This window comes from Alteromonas sp. CNT1-28, assembly GCF_022348345.1.
Classification (GTDB): Bacteria; Pseudomonadota; Gammaproteobacteria; order Enterobacterales; family Alteromonadaceae; genus Alteromonas; species Alteromonas macleodii.
The window spans coordinates 17,055-32,779 of the sequence record NZ_JAKREZ010000014.1 but is presented as its reverse complement, the minus strand read 5'-3'; the positions used below and the strand labels follow the sequence as shown (position 1 = coordinate 32,779).

The window sequence follows — 15,725 nt, the reverse complement described above, 5'->3', positions numbered from 1 at the left end:
CTACCACAATACGAGTAACTTACCATGATATTTAAAAATAAAACGCTCAGAAAAGTCGTCTTGGCCAGTAGTGTGATGGCGACAAGTGTGTTGTCAGGTATGTCTGCACATGCCGACGAATCGCCCATAAAAATTGGCGTAATGCTGCCATACAGTGGTGTTTATGCTGGGTTGGGTGAGGCTGCTACTAACGGCCTGAAACAAGCCCTAAAAGAAAAGGGTAATACTATTGCCGGTCGCCCTGTTGAATTCATCATTAGCGACACTGAAGCAAAGCCAGCACGCGCTCCAGAGTTAACCTCTGCAATGACCGATAAAGACGATGCCGATTTCATTATTGGCCCAGTTCACTCAGGGGTAGCAATGGGCATGATCAAATCGGTTAGAAACAAAGACTCTATCATGATCATTCCCAATGCAGGTGCTAACGCTGCAACAGGAGCATTCTGTCAGCCGAATGTGTTCCGCACATCGTTTTCGTCTTGGCAAACTGCTTATCCAATGGGTAACCAAGCCATTGAAATGGGCTATAAAAAGGTGGTGACACTAAGCTGGAACTACGGGTTTGGTAAAGAGTCGCTTGCCGCGTTTTCAGAATCATTTGAAGCAGCTGGTGGCGAAGTGGTTAAGGAAATTTTCGTACCGTTTCCAAAAACAGAGTTTCAGTCTTACCTAACTGAAATTGCCTCAATAAAGCCTGATGCTGTATTTGTGTTCTTTGCCGGTGGTGGCTCGGTTAAGTTTGTTAAAGACTACGATGCCATGGGGCTTAAAGGCAAAATTCCACTTATTGGTTCTGGTTTCCTAACCGAAGGCACCATTGAAGCGCAGGGTGAAGCCGCTGACGGCCTATTCACCACACTACACTATGCCGACACCTTGGATAACCCTAAGAACAAAGCGTTCAGAGCCGAGTATTTGTCATTGTACAACAAGCCTGCTGACTTATACGCCGTTCAAGGGTATGACGCCGGTCAATTGATTATTCAAGCCGTGGAAGCAACCAAGGGTAATACCGCTGACAAAAAAGCTCTGATAAAGGCAATGGAAGGTATTGAAATTGATAGCCCGCGCGGCAGCTTCCATTTCTCTAAGGCGCACAATCCAATTCAAAACATCTATTTAAGAAAGGTTGAGAACGGAGAAAACGTGGTGGTTAAAACCGCTGCAGCGAACCTGAATGACCCAGCACGTGGTTGTCGTTTATAAGTTATTGCAAGTAGGGAAGCCCACGGGCTTCCCCATAGAGGTATAAAAATGGAAATGTCGCTTTTCCTCGTGCAATTACTAAACGGTATTCAGTATGGGCTGTTACTGTTTTTGGTTGCATCAGGTCTCACATTAGTTTTTGGCGTTATGGGTATCTTGAACCTTGCTCATGGCTCTATGTATATGATTGGCGCTTATTTGGTGTATTACTTTGCCGCCATGACAGACAGCTTTTGGTTAGCTGTGGTCATTGCTTGCAGTATTGCTATGGTCATAGGCGTAATTATTGAGCGCTTTCTAATAGTGCATTTATACAAGCGCGACCACCTTGATCAGGTACTGCTAACGGTTGGTTTAATCTTTATTTTTAACGCGGCACAAAGCTTCATTTGGGGTAACGACCCTCTGGGGGTTGATGTACCTGAGCTGCTGTCATCGTCTATTCAAATTACCGATATCGTTGAATATCCGGTTTATCGCTTGTTCCTGTCGGTATTGTGTGTGGGTATTGCCATAGGCATGTATTACGTCATCAACAATACCAAGCTTGGCATGATGATCCGCGCCGGTGAGTCTAACCGTGAAATGGTTGAGAACTTGGGCGTGAATATCGGCACATTATTTACCGTCGTTTTCGCCGTTGGCGTTACCTTATCTGCCTTGGCCGGTATTGTTTCTGCGCCTGTAGTGAGCTTAGTACCTGGTATGGGCGAACGCGTACTCATTTCATGCTTTGTTGTGGTGGTTATAGGGGGAATGGGCTCAATAAAAGGGGCTTTTGTGGCGGCCTTGCTAGTGGGCATTGTTGACACGTTCGCATCTGTGCTGTTGCCCGGCATGTCGAGTATGACAATTTACTTGCTAATGGCACTTATCCTTATTTTTAAACCACAAGGGCTTTTCAAAAGTTAAGGTTGTACGATGTCTGTATTTTCTAGCAAAGCTGAAAAAGTATTTATTTTTGCGTTTTTCTTTATTGCCTTGGGTATCCCCTTATTTTTCAATGAGAACACGTTTTACGTAAACAAAATCTCCACCATGCTGATTTTGTCTATTTTTGTTATGTCTTTGGACTACTTGGTGGGAAGAACTGGCCTTATCACCCTTGGTCACGCCATGTTCTACGGCTTAGGCGGATACTTATTTGCCATTATGATCCCCGAATACGAAGTGGTTAACTTTTGGTTGTATACCTTTTATGTCATGGCCGCTAGTGGTGCTATTGCACTTATTGTTGGCTTAATTGTGCTAAGAACCAGCGGTATTTATATGATCATGATAACGCTGGCATTGGCGCAAATGACATTCTATTTCTTTGCCGACTCAACGGAATACGGCGGCTTAGACGGGTTATTTATTTATCTAAAACCCGAAACCAGCATTTTTGGTTTGAATTTCTTAGATTTAGATAACGAGAACCACTTCTATTACCTGTGCTTGCTATCGCTATTTAACTGCTATGTGTTTTGTAAAGTTAGTTTGCATTCTCGGTTTGGGCGTGTGATTGACGCAATAAAAGAAAACCCTGAGCGTGCCACTGCACTTGGCTACAACATCTTTCACTTCCGTTTAGTGTCGTATGTATTGTCTTCATCACTTGCCGCTTACGCAGGCTACTTGTTCTCGCTTCAATACGGTTTTGTTAATCCAACCATGATGAGTTGGGAAGTCTCTGCTTCTGCATTAGTAATGGCTATTTTAGGTGGTCTAGGCACTATTTTTGGGGCAATTCTAGGTGTATTCGTTTATGAGAGCTTGCACTACGGCATTGAACACATGACCCAGTATTGGATGTTTTGGATGGGCTCGCTCATCATCTTAATGGTACTGCTACTAAAAAGTGGTATTGCCGGGCTAATTGAGCAGTTAGTCGGAGGGAAACGCAAATGAGTGAATGTATCTTACAAGCTGAAAACCTTTCAAAGCACTGGGGCGGATTAAAAGCGCTCAACGAATTTAATATTAAGTTTTACGACAAATCGCTGCATAGCATTGTGGGCCCTAATGGCGCGGGAAAAAGCACCCTGCTGAATATATTGTGCGGTACGTATCCGGCAACTAAGGGTGTGATTTTGTATCGCGGTGAAAATATTACGGGCCTGAAAAGTTATCAGTTCTGCCGCAAAGGAATAGGGCGAAGTTTTCAGAAAACCAATATTTTCAAAGATGCCACATGCTTGGAAAACTGTTGCATTGCCGCCCAGCGACGAGTGGGTAGCAGCTTTAATATGTTTAAGTCGAAGCATTCAAGTAAGCATGTAACTGCGATTGCCCAAGATGCCCTTGAACAGGTAGGGCTATTGAAGCAAGCCAATATCAAAGCCAGCGCCATTAGTTATGGTGAGCAGCGTCAGCTAGAAATTGCCATGGTATTGGCGACCGACCCCCAAGTACTTTTACTTGATGAACCAATGGCGGGTATGGGCCATGAAGAGTCGCTTATCATTATTGACCTGCTTAAGTCGCTGAAAAAGCGCTACTGCATTGTGCTGGTAGAGCACGATATGGATGCCGTTTTTGAGCTATCTGACCTAATGACCGTGATGGTGGACGGGCAGCATTTGATCACCGATGTGGTAGATAACATTCGAGCAAACCCTTTAGTTCAAGAAGCCTATCTAGGCAACGATGACGAGGTATTTTAACGTGACAGACAACATTCTAGAGGTAAAAGGCATTCATACCTTATACGGAGAAAGCCATATTCTGCACGGAATATCTTTTGCCATTAAAAAAGGGCAGACCGTAAGTATTATGGGTCGCAACGGCATGGGTAAGTCCACAACATTGAAATCTATTTTGGGTATCGTAAAGCCGCGTAGTGGCGCTGTGTTGTACAAGGGCAAAGAAATTGATGCTCTTCCCACGTGGAAACGCATGCGCAACGATATTGCCTATGTGCCAGAAGGACGGGGCATGTTTCACAACTTAACTGTGAAAGAGCACTTACAAATGGCCGCGCGAAAAAACTCGCGAGGTGAAGCACATTGGACTTATGCGAAGGTGCTTGAGGTGTTCCCTCGTTTAAAAGAGCGCTTAACTAATAAAGGCATTCAACTCTCTGGCGGTGAGCAGCAAATGCTAGCTATAGGTAGGGCGCTTTTGACCAACCCAGATTTACTGATACTCGATGAAGCCACAGAAGGCTTAGCACCACTTATTCGCAAAGAAATTTGGGATGTTATTCGCAAAATTAAAGAAACCGGTGTGTCGACCATTATTGTGGATAAAAACATTAAGGTATTGCAGACGCTGTGCGATCAGCACATTCTTATTGTGAAAGGGAAAGTGCAATTTTACGGTGACTCGCAAGCCCTTGAGGAAAATCGCGCATTTATTGAAACCAATCTTGCGGTTTAATTACGCTGTAATGCGGTGAGAAGCTGGGGTAGCATGACGCCCACTTGGATGAAGAGGAAGCAACACAATGGATGACGACAAAGCAATTGCAACCCGAAAGGGTATTGGCTCTCTTGAACTAGGGCTTGAGGTTTTAGAGTTAATCTCTGAGCACAGCGGCCCTATCTCGCTAACTAAGTTATCTGAGTTGGCAGAAATGAGCCCCAGTCGACTTCACAAATACTTGGTTAGCTTGACCAAACTTGGTTATGTGTCGCAGTTAGACAATGCCAAATACATGCTTTCAAACAGCAGTATTCGCTTAGGTATGTCGGCACTAAAACATTCAAACCCCGTTCAGGTGGCCTTTGAATATGCAGATAAGCTTCACCAAGAATTAGATAAAACCATTACTGTAACCATTTGGAATGGTGATGTACCGCTAGTGATAAAGTGGTTAGATTCCAGTCACTTTTTGGCGGTGAATATCCGTTTGGGCTCAGAGCTGTCGCCGTTTACCTCTGCCGCTGGGCGTATTTTCTTATCCCACCTACCTAAACTGCGCTGTAAGACGCTAGTTGAACAGTACTACGATTCCCCTGCACCTATGCCACGCTACATGGGTAAGCCTATAAAAAAAGCGATATTCTACGAATTGCTAGAAGATATTAAAAAAAGCAGCTTGTGTTGTTTTAAAGAAGATTTTTTGCCCGACATTAATGTTGTAAGTGCGCCTATTTTTAGTTTAGATGGTTCGGTAAGCACTGTTATTAGCTTGGTGGGCAACAGCAAGGAAACCCCAGTTAATGCAAAAAGTATATATGTACAAGCCGTGAAAAAGGCTAGTAATGAAGCTACCTGTAAGATATCTGGACAGCTTAGAGCAACCTCAGAAAAAGACTCTTTTTAAGTTGAGTCTTAAATGATAAAGAAGCCGGCTTTACCCCCAACTTGGCTTTTTTAAAAATGAAGTTATGCAAGTGTGACTTTGTAGAAGTAGATGGTACCATTGGGCGGACTTGATTGTACCGACACTCGGTCGCTACGCTATCGTTAGCAACGGATTTTTAAAAATTCGCGCTTATTTTTATTTATGAAAATAAGTTGGTTTGAATGTTCATAATGTACTTTATTAATTATTTACATAACTTATTCGTTGCTGCATTGATCAGCCGATAACGTTTCGGGAGAACAAGTCCACCAACAAGCAGATACAACCAGCCTTCGTGAGTTCGGATATGCGTAGTATCTGTTATCCTAGCTTCATCAGGCGCAGCCGGATTAAATTCTCGATTGAGCCGATTTGGAACCACAACGTGACTCTATCCGCCTTGATGGCGGGGGTGGACATAGCAACCTTAGGCACGTAATCTTTTCCGAACCATGAGTGGTGACCGCGGTTAGTGCCGCATTGTTCACCAATATCCCTTAAATCTGAATGGATACTTTCGGTAGCCGTACACGCATTAGATTCCAGCCTGAATTGCTCTATAAACCCTGTTAGACGTCGATTAGCTTTATCGCGTTTTGACAACGGCTTACTATTCCAAGCGTCGTATTCGCTTGAATGAACATCTAGTATCCGACACAGCCAACGAATAGGCCAGCAATCGCTATTATCATTGATAAAGGCGTACCTTAATCGTATTGATTTGCGAAGTACGCACCGGCCTTTTTAATGTATCCGCTCTTCGGTAGCCCGTTTTAATTTCTCTGAAGACGTCTTATTTCGGCTTGCGCGTCAGGTAAATCAGTATGCTTTTTGAAGCCAGGGCTGAACTTCTTAACTCATGCATATAAGTTGTGAGTAGTGATATAGAGTCGCTTTGCAACATCAACGACTTGTTTGACCGATTCAATTTTGAATTCTTAAGGTTAGCGTTTTGCGCCCATATGCACTTCTCTTTTCAGTTGGTTTATCTAACTAAGAGCATCTAGGAAATCAGTGGCGACTCATCTCAATTTAATAAAAATTGCTACTCGTATCAGAAAAAATTTTTATGCCAAACATCTGAAGGCGGATGATTTTTGAACTATTTACTTTTTATTAACCTTTAACTGGTGTATAAGTATACTGGTATAACAGGTACTCCGGGATCTGCTGTTCACTCGATTAGGAAATTAAAAGGATTGATAATGAACAATGGTTATTTTAAGAAGAAGTTAGTAGCAGCCCTTGTTACTTCAACGTTCACAAGTGGAATAGCTGCTCAAGAGAGCTCTGATGAGGCCATGGAGCGGATAAGCGTTACAGGTTCAAATATTCAAAAAGGTAGCACAAATTTTTCATCTTCCTCTCCGGTTATAGAGATCGGCGATGAAATTTTTGAAGGTATAGCGGCTATATCGGTGGGAAATACGCTTAGTCGCGTTCCCTCAATAACATCTGGAACTAATGATGCTTCCAACAATCAAGATGGTGGTGGTAGTTCTGGTATCAGTACTGCGTCCCTTAGAAACCTTGGCGTCTCACGAACTTTGGTGTTGGTCAATGGACGCAGGTACGTATCAGGTGTCTCAGCGGGAGAAGGTTACGGTGTGGACTTAAACTCAATACCAACAGCAATTATCGAAAGGGTGGATGTATTAACCGGAGGGCAATCAGCGATCTACGGGTCTGATGCGATAGCGGGTGTAATTAACATTATAACGAAGAAAAATTTTGAGGGGGCGGAACTGAATGCTTACGGTGCCGATTCTGAAGCAGGTGGGGCCGCACGTCAGAATATCGATTTTACCTATGGCGTAAACTTCGACAAAGGTAATGCGTGGGTTTCGGCTGGTATCGCAAACCAAGATGGACTAAAGGCGAAGGATAGAGATTTCTCTAGAAATAGCATAAATGTACTAGATGATGATGGCGATGGCTTGAGAGAAACTCTTCACGTAAGAAATGGCCCTATGCACGTCGATGAAGGAGCATTTCTATTTAACGATGTGAGTATCTTTGGAAATGGTGATCAATTTAGTCAATTCGCACCGGAGATAACATCTGATGGTCAACTAGCTGGAGAGAGTGATTTCTACAATCAAACCTTCTATCGCCGAGCAATTACACCTTATAAACGTTACTTTATTGCTAGCGGTTTATCTTATGATATCAATGACAGTTTGTTTGCGGGAGTAGAAATTAATTACGCCGAAACAAATTCCTCGACATATATAGAAACAGCACCTCTTAGTGTGGTCAACGACGTTTTCAGAGTTAATAGAGGCGGAACTACAGGAATTGATATTGCTGATAGCCCATTTTTTAATGGGAGCAGTGCACAGAATCAACTTCTACCAGCTCTTCAAGCGGCAGGTAATGGGAGTACTTCTTTAGATCGAGTCAATACTTTTAGGCGCTTATACGAGTTTGACAACTTAGGTGCTGACAATAGAAGAACCACTTTTCGCATTGCAGGTAACCTAGATTATGAGTTTGAAAATAATATGCTTTGGAGTACCTCTGCGGTATACGGTCAGACTACGCAAGTTCAGAAGAATTCTGGGGATGTGAACCTCGTCGCAATGCGTTTCGCACTGGATGTAGAGGCAGATGGTAACGGTGGGTTTCAATGCGCCGACGCAATTGCAAGGATGCAGGGATGTGTGCCGGTAAATCCGTTTGGAACTGTTGATAGCGAGCTAGGTCAGTCTGGCATTACGGGGTTTTCAGAAGATGCGGTTGATTATATTGGTATTGATACTGGGCAAAACGGCGAGATAAAGCAATATGTGCTTAAGACCGTTTTGTCTGGTGAATTACCATTTACTTTAGGAGATGGCTATCCGGGCTTCGCAGCTGGTATTGAGTACAGAAGAGAAGAAGGAGCTGAAACTCCAGATGCTTTCAGGCAAGCTGGTATTTCTCGTAGGTTGCAGGTATTCCCTACAGACGGCAGCTTTTATTCGTATGAGGCTTTTGGGGAAGTTGCCGCACCTGTCGCGGATTGGCTTAGCCTTAGTCTAGCTGCAAGAATTGGAGACTATTCTTCAGTGGGCGGGATCTCGACTTATCGACTTGGAATTGACGCGCCTTTCACTGATACTTTTAGAGTTCGTGCAAGTTTGTCTAGCGCGGTTAGAGCGCCTAATGTTAGTGATCTTTATGCGTCAGGCTCCGCAGTTGCGACAGGTGGGCATGACGTTTGTGATGGTATAGATAACACCAGTACCGGAAACGTCGCGGACAACTGTCGCTCTATAGACGCTATTGCTTCTCGTATTGATACACTCGGATCTTTCACGCTCGTCGGTAGTGAAAGCCAGAATGAAAGATTGTTGTCGATGGGTAACACGGAATTGGAGGAAGAAAAGGCCGATACCTACACCGTTGGTTTTGTATTTACTCCTCTTAATAATTTTTCTGTCTCAATAGATTATTATAGTATCGAAATCGAAGATGCCATTTTAAATGTTGGAGCGGGGGACATTATAAGTCGTTGTTATGAAGTCTCGCCAGACCAGTTTGACCCAACGTGTGGTGGCACTGTCGAGCGAGCTGTAGACGGGCCAATTCTTCAAATCACATCAAAAGCGATAAACGAAAGTGAAGTCAGAACAAGTGGAATCGACCTTGAGATGTATTATGAATATGAGTCTTTCAATATCGGTTTAAGTGGCAACTATTTGTCAGAGTACGAAACTGAGAGTAAAGATGGTGTGATTCGAGATTATGTTGGAGAAGTTCTCTATCCAGAATATCGTGTAGCGTTGAATGCAAACCTCAACGTATCTGAGTCTCTTGACCTATTCGCACAACTGACTTACCGCTCTGAGACAGAGAACGACGTCGACAACAATGTGAATCAGACGCTTTCTGAAGATATTAATACGCTAGATTCGGTTGTATACCTTGATCTTAGCGCAACCTATCAGTTAGCCGATAATTTCCGTATCTATGCGGGTAGCAATAATGTCTTAGATCAAGAGCCTGACATAATACCTCGTTTAACGCGCACAGGCTCAGCGCCGGGTACAAACACCGAGCCCAGAGCTTATGACATCATTGGAAGGCAGTTTTTTGCAGGTCTTACATACAAATTCTAAAACGTGAATCTGGTTTAATTATAAGCGCTACTCAAGTAGCGCTTATTCTTCTTGGGAAAACAACGTGCATAGCAGAACTGTTTTCAGGCTCTTCTGGGCATTAACATTTTTATTATCTGGATGTAGTGTAGACATGGATACTTTACACAGCGAACTTTACTGCGATAGTCAGGTTTCAAATTGGCATAAGATAGGTGAGTTGCCTGCTCACACCGGAAAAGATTCTTTCCCTGGAATCGCAGCAGCGTTCTATGGCTCGCTTGGTGACTATTTGATCATTGCAGGGGGGACAAATTTTCCTGATGGACATCCCTTTTTTAATGGCTCTAAAAAAAACTATGAAAGTAGGGGACTTATATACTCTGTAGCGGACGGTGATCTGGCGTTAGTGAAAACGTTTGAATTACCTGAGCCTTCAGGATATGGAGCCACGGTAAAACACGAAAATAGTTTGTATTTTGTGGGGGGAGCTAATGAAAAGGGATTTCTCAACTCAGTAATAAAGGTGGCTCTCGAAAAAGACGGTACTCCCAACATTCAAAAATTGCCTCCGCTACCATTAGCCTGGTCCGACGGTGGTGCCGCAGTTTACGACGATAGACTTTACCTCTTCGGGGGAAAAGTTAATGGAGAAGCTATAAATGACGTTATCTCAGTGCCACTTCACGGTGCAAATTCAAATGACGTAATAAAGCACAGAGGAATTCCAGGTACTCTTACTCGAACAAGCTTCCCCTCCATCAAACTCGGAAAAGGTATGTATATTTTTGGCGGCCTCTACTCTGATCCGAGCGACGGAAAGTATGTGCTTGCTGACTCTTATAGATTTGACTTTATAACAGGGGAGTGGAAAGCATTATCCGACATAACCTTAGATGGACTTCCTTACTCAGTGCTGGGAGCCTCTGCAGTTCAGTTAGGTCCGCAATCCGTGTTGTTGTTAGGTGGAGTGAATTACGAAATTTTCAATGATACCTTAGCTAAACTTTCTAATCTCAAAGGTGAAGCCCTATCTGATTTTAAGAAGCACTATTTTAGCCAGCCACCTGATTATTACCAATTCAGTCGAGTACAAATGGAATATCGCACCGACATTGATCGTTGGTTACCTTTAAACAGTAAGCTTCCGTTCAATGGAGGCGCTGGGCCTGTCCAGGTTATTCGAAGCGGAGAATATATTTATCATTTCGGTGGAGAAATTAAACCAGTGGTCAGAACCCCTGATATCTATCGTGGTGAAATTGGAAGATGAGTTGATTTTATCTGAGCTCGATAATGACTATCAGTAGAAAGTGAAAAATCATTGTCAAAAAGTGCTTTAGGATAAGCTATATACTGGTATGATAGGGTGATAGCGGCACTAAATGGAGAAAATAATGCTTTCAATAAAGCAACCAGTTGAAAGAAAAAAGCTTTCAGAAACGATAGAGGAAGAGCTTGAAAGAGCGATTCGGCAGGGTGAGCTGCAGGAAGGAGACGCGCTCCCGTCTGAAAGAGAATTGATGAAGGCATTTGGTGTGGGTCGACCGTCAGTTCGAGACGCGTTGTCAGGACTCGCCCGTAAAGGATTAGTCAAGATCAGCAGTGGAGAAAGAACCCGAGTGACAAGGCCTTCACCCGAGACAATCATTTCAGAGCTGTCTGTTTTGTCTAAGGACTTTTTGGCGCAGCCTGGAGGATTAAAATACTTCGAACAACTGAGAAAATTTTTTGAGTCGAGTCTTGTCAGGTATGCTGCAGAGCACGCAACTAAAGAAGATATTGAAGAGCTGCGAGAAGCTCTGGAACTGAATCGAAAGGCTATAAAAAACAATGCTCAGTTCAAAAAAACGGACGCTTATTTTCACAGAGTGATAGCTTCGATACCGCAAAACCCTATCTTCCTGGCAATTCACCAAGCTTTGACGGATTGGGTTATCGATTCAAGAAGAGACAACAGTAATTTTGAAGAGCTAAATGAAAAGAGTTACTTAGCTCACGAAGAGATATTTAAATGTATCGAAAACAAAGATCCTATCGGAGCTGATCGGGTACTCGGAGAGCACATAGAGTATGTGTTTGAAAATATCTACGACATGAACGATTAAGCAACAATTCCACGCCACAACTAGCCTTACACCTTCCAACGAGGGCTATCGTAATACCCAGCCCTCACTTTTTACGCTCAAACGATTCAAATTATATTTATTGTCTACAGGGTGTAAATTATTTAGCAGTGTGGTATAACAGGTATACAGTATAACTTTAGGTTGGGTCATGATAAAACTAATAGTTGCGGCGTTGTCCGCCATGCTTCTGGTGTCTTCAGCACATGCCAATGACGGAATCTTTGACTTAACGGTGTCTCGAACAGAGGCAATAGATATCAGTAATATTTCACAGATATTGTCACATAACGAAGACATGGTTTTGTTCAGCGATGCTGCCATCATGGAAGAGGGGACTGGAACAAGTATTAACCTAAAATCTCAATGGGCCGCATTAACTTTAAAAAGCGCTCGTTTGAGAAAAGCTTCAGCTACGTTTTTTAGTAAAGGAGAAAACCTGGGTGCAGTGATTCTCTCTGATGGTTTACTTAGGTTTGAGCTCGACAATGACAAAAAATTTCTTCCGTCTCTCAAGTTACCGATAGGTTACACAAGTGCTCATCTTTCCCGCCAGCATAACGGAAAAGTATTAAGTTGGTACGTCATTGCATCAGGAGCTGAAGGGGAAAAAAAAGCCCTCGTCTGGAGTTATGATGAAACAACCGAGGCATGGACTAGTAAACAAAGCCACTACTCTAAATCAACAGGAATTTTCCACTCTATAGCTCCGATCAATCAGTCTTATCTACTCGGTGTCACAAATAAGGGACAACTAGCACTCTACAATACCATCACAAATGAGTGGTCAGTGGAGGAATTAAATGCGGTAAACCTGGAGCAATTTGAAGTCTTTGCCGTTAGCTCCGAAGCTAAAAATCAGTTTACTCTGGCTGCGTTAGATAGTGATACCAAAACACTCACTTACTATGGCGGCAGCATAAAAGACCGCTCTTTAGAGTTCGGAAGCATAAATATGATGGTGCTTGTGGTCTATTTGCTTACTGTACTGGGTGTAGGCCTATTTTTCACTTTCAAAAATAAAAACACGGAAGACTACTTCCTTGGTGGAAAATCTATTCCATGGTGGGCGGCCGCTTGCTCTATCTATGCAACCATGTTGAGTTCACTTACTTATGTCGCCTTACCCGCTATCGTTTATCAGACCAACTGGGTTTTGTTGTTGGGTATTTGGATGATAGCGGTAGTTGCGCCCCTGGGCATTTACGTAGCGATGCCATTTTTCAGGCAACTAAATATTTATAGTGCCTACGAATACTTATCCTATCGATTTAACTTTTTCGTAAGAACGCTTGCCAGTGGCTTGTTCGCTCTATTTCACGTAGGACGGATGGGCATAGTAATGGCTCTTACAGCCTTAGCGCTTTCCGCTGTCACTCCCCTATCATCTGCTGAATGTGTGCTGATCATGGGTGTTTTCTGTTTACTCTATTGCACTCTCGGGGGAATTGAAGCGGTTATCTGGACGGACACGATCCAGACTATTGTACTGTTGATGGGGGCTGTGCTTTGTTTCGGGGTAATCATAGCAAATATTGAAGGTGGGCTTTCTACGTATATTTCTGTTGGTATGGCCGATGAAAAATTCACGATGGCAAACATGAGCTTCAGCCTTTCAGGCATCACTGAGCTAACGATTTGGGTCATTGTTTTAGGAGGGATAGGGCAAAATATTTCAAGCTATGTAGCAGATCAGGCAGTAGTTCAGCGCTATTTAGTTACTCCAGACCAGAAGTCTGCAGCTAAATCAATTTGGGCTAATGCAATTATAGGAATTCCTGGCTCGCTGCTCTTTTGCTTAATTGGTAGCGGCCTCTATGTCTTTTACAAGACACAGCCAGAAAAGCTTAACCCTACAATTCAAATCGATCAGGTCTTTCCAAGCTTTATTAGTACAGAGCTACCAATAGGTATCGCGGGTCTCATAATCGCCGGTGTATTTGCCGCCGCACAATCCACGGTCTCAACCAGTATGAACTCCGTAGCGACTACTGTGTTAACCGACATCGTTAAACCTCTTGGAATATTGGGTAATGAAAAGTCAGAAATGCGATGGGCGAGACTTATTACCTTCATCGTTGGCGTGATGGGCACTCTTGTAGGACTTATTTTTATTGACCCGGCAATAAGGTCCCTGATGGAGGAATACTTCAAGGTCATCGGCATGTTTATGGGAGCACTCGGAGGATTATTTATTTTGGGAGCCATCAGCACCAGAGCAAATGGAGCAGGTGCTTTGATGGGGCTGGTCGCGGGTGTCGGAGTTATGTTATCAGCCTGGCAAACAGGATGGGCTAATGGATATATGTATGCCACGTTGGGCATCCTAACCTGTGTTGTTGTTGGTTACATCGCCAGCTTCTTTTTCTCAAGTGACAAAGATCTTTACAAGCTAACCATCCACACAGCCCATATAAGTCATAAGAGGTAGAGAAGTGAATACAGTAAACAAAGAAAAGGCATCAAACTACATAGCGCAATTCAAAGGTTCGGTGATCGTATCCTGCCAACCAGTGGATGATGGACCTATGGACAAAACCGAGCATATCGTCGCTATGGCCCTGGCGGCAATAGATGGCGGAGCTAAAGGTCTTCGTATTGAAGGGGTTGAAAATGTAAGCGCAGTTGCGTCAGCAATTAAAGGCGCTGTACCCATTATTGGTATTGTTAAAAGAGATTTGGAAGAAACCGATGTAAGAATCACTCCCTTCACCAGTGATATTAGAGAGCTGGCTGCTGCGGGAGCTGAAATTATCGCTTTTGATGCAACCAAAAGAGAGCGCCCGGAAAGTGTGTCCACTTTGATAAATGAGATCCACGGTCTTGATTGTATCGCAATGGCTGACTGTGACGATCTTATTAGCGGTATCGAAGCGGCCCAGCTGAACTGTACATTCATAGGAACCACCTTATCAGGATATACAGGCAATTCGCCAATACCAGAGGAGCCGGATTTTGAGTTGGTAGAGCTACTCGCTTATCGTGGATTTAATGTTATTGCAGAAGGGCGCTTTAACTCGCCGACGCTTGCCAGTAGAGCCATAGAGGTTGGAGCGCTTACTGTTACTGTAGGTTCAGCGGTAACGCGAATTGAACATATCACCCAGTGGTTCCATAAAGCGATAGATGCGGTAGCCAGGGAAATGCCAAGATGATATTTACGATAGATATTGGTGGCACCAAAATCGCAGCTGCGCTTTTTTCGAATGATGGAGAAATTGTTGAAAAAAAAGAAGTCGGCTCGTGTATACATGAAAACTTACAGTATTTACCTTACTTGATTTACGACTCTTTTTGGCAACTTGCTTCGAAAGCCAGTGCTATTGGAGTTGCTACTACAGGTATAGTTCTAGCTGATACTGTTAATTATCTTTCTGTGCGGCAATCGCTCCCGTTACAATCTTTATTAGAACAACAATTTAGTAAGCCTGTTTTTATTCTTAATGATGCTTCTGCAGCAGCACTTGCAGAGTACAAAGCTATCTCACAAAAGAAAACTATCGAATCCAACACGCTTGTTTACATAACAGTATCCACCGGAATTGGTGGCGGTGTTGTACAAAACGGGACACTGATAACATCTGAGAATGGCTTCTGTGCCCATTTAGGGCATGTAACAGTTCCAACCCTGAACGGTGACAACGTCTACTGCCACTGCGGAAGAGTTAATTGTGCAGAATCTGTCGGCTCAGGAAATGCTATCGGCAAATTAGCTACAGAAAAATTTGGATTTCCAGTTAGTGCAAAGCAGCTATTTACCCAGTACTTGGATACTCAGATAGGTCGTTCAATTGTTGATGAAGCCGTCCATGCTGTTGCGCAACTCATAGCGAGTGTAAGAGCTATTACAGGAACTCAAATAGTTACTCTAGGTGGAAGTGTCGGCGTGTCCAAAATATTCTCTGAGAAGGTTACAAAAGCAGTAGAGAACTTGCCTGAGATTTTTCACGTTGACGTTCTCTCTCCCGAATACTCGCGGGACGCTGACCTTTATGGCGCTTACTTTTTTACAAAAGATAGACTAAAGGAGCTCTAGTA

12 protein-coding genes are annotated in these 15,725 nt (G+C 43.4%); all 12 read left to right on the top strand.

All coding sequences use genetic code 11. The features are described 5' to 3' along the window. The first annotated feature begins 24 nt into the window (after nucleotides 1-24). The 12 genes from MHN02_RS10615 (at nucleotide 25) to MHN02_RS10560 (ending at nucleotide 15,723) form a co-directional block, all read left to right on the top strand. Nucleotides 25-1,209 (top strand): ABC transporter substrate-binding protein, encoded by a 1,185-nt coding sequence (locus MHN02_RS10615; protein ID WP_110288150.1) that lies wholly within the window; start codon nucleotides 25-27, stop codon nucleotides 1,207-1,209. Nucleotides 1,210-1,257: 48 nt separating this feature from the next. After that, nucleotides 1,258-2,121, top strand: coding sequence for a branched-chain amino acid ABC transporter permease (locus tag MHN02_RS10610; protein WP_014977307.1), 864 nt, complete (start codon nucleotides 1,258-1,260; stop codon nucleotides 2,119-2,121). A gap of 9 nt (nucleotides 2,122-2,130) precedes the next feature. Next, the gene (locus MHN02_RS10605) at nucleotides 2,131-3,099 is read left to right on the top strand and encodes a branched-chain amino acid ABC transporter permease (RefSeq protein ID WP_168476897.1); all 969 of its coding nucleotides are present in this window, start codon (nucleotides 2,131-2,133) and stop codon (nucleotides 3,097-3,099) included. Then, the gene (locus MHN02_RS10600; protein ID WP_168476899.1) at nucleotides 3,096-3,854 is read left to right on the top strand and encodes an ABC transporter ATP-binding protein; all 759 of its coding nucleotides are present in this window, start codon (nucleotides 3,096-3,098) and stop codon (nucleotides 3,852-3,854) included. Before MHN02_RS10605 ends, MHN02_RS10600 begins: the two co-directional genes overlap by 4 nt. Before the next feature lies 1 nt (nucleotide 3,855). Next, nucleotides 3,856-4,569, top strand: a complete 714-nt coding sequence (locus tag MHN02_RS10595) for an ABC transporter ATP-binding protein (RefSeq protein ID WP_168476901.1) — start codon at nucleotides 3,856-3,858, stop codon at nucleotides 4,567-4,569. Nucleotides 4,570-4,636: 67 nt separating this feature from the next. Next, nucleotides 4,637-5,458: a helix-turn-helix domain-containing protein gene (locus MHN02_RS10590; RefSeq protein WP_168476903.1), complete on the top strand. Its 822-nt coding sequence runs from the start codon at nucleotides 4,637-4,639 to the stop codon at nucleotides 5,456-5,458. A gap of 1,226 nt (nucleotides 5,459-6,684) precedes the next feature. Then, complete coding sequence (locus MHN02_RS10585; protein WP_168476905.1) at nucleotides 6,685-9,582, top strand: TonB-dependent receptor; 2,898 nt, start codon at nucleotides 6,685-6,687, stop codon at nucleotides 9,580-9,582. A 64-nt stretch (nucleotides 9,583-9,646) separates the two neighbouring features. Further along, the gene (locus MHN02_RS10580; RefSeq protein WP_239246002.1) at nucleotides 9,647-10,834 is read left to right on the top strand and encodes a hypothetical protein; all 1,188 of its coding nucleotides are present in this window, start codon (nucleotides 9,647-9,649) and stop codon (nucleotides 10,832-10,834) included. A gap of 124 nt (nucleotides 10,835-10,958) precedes the next feature. Then, nucleotides 10,959-11,669, top strand: a complete 711-nt coding sequence (locus MHN02_RS10575; protein WP_239246000.1) for a transcriptional regulator NanR — start codon at nucleotides 10,959-10,961, stop codon at nucleotides 11,667-11,669. Between the two features lie 169 nt (nucleotides 11,670-11,838). Next, nucleotides 11,839-14,118 carry a sodium:solute symporter gene (locus tag MHN02_RS10570; protein WP_239245998.1) on the top strand — a complete coding sequence of 760 codons (2,280 nt, stop codon included), beginning with the start codon at nucleotides 11,839-11,841 and terminating at the stop codon, nucleotides 14,116-14,118. A 4-nt stretch (nucleotides 14,119-14,122) separates the two neighbouring features. Continuing rightward, nucleotides 14,123-14,842, top strand: coding sequence for an N-acetylmannosamine-6-phosphate 2-epimerase (locus MHN02_RS10565; RefSeq protein ID WP_168476911.1), 720 nt, complete (start codon nucleotides 14,123-14,125; stop codon nucleotides 14,840-14,842). Further along, nucleotides 14,839-15,723 (top strand): ROK family protein, encoded by an 885-nt coding sequence (locus MHN02_RS10560; RefSeq protein WP_168476913.1) that lies wholly within the window; start codon nucleotides 14,839-14,841, stop codon nucleotides 15,721-15,723. The genes MHN02_RS10565 and MHN02_RS10560 overlap by 4 nt, the downstream gene beginning before the upstream one ends. The last annotated feature ends 2 nt before the right edge of the window (nucleotides 15,724-15,725 follow it).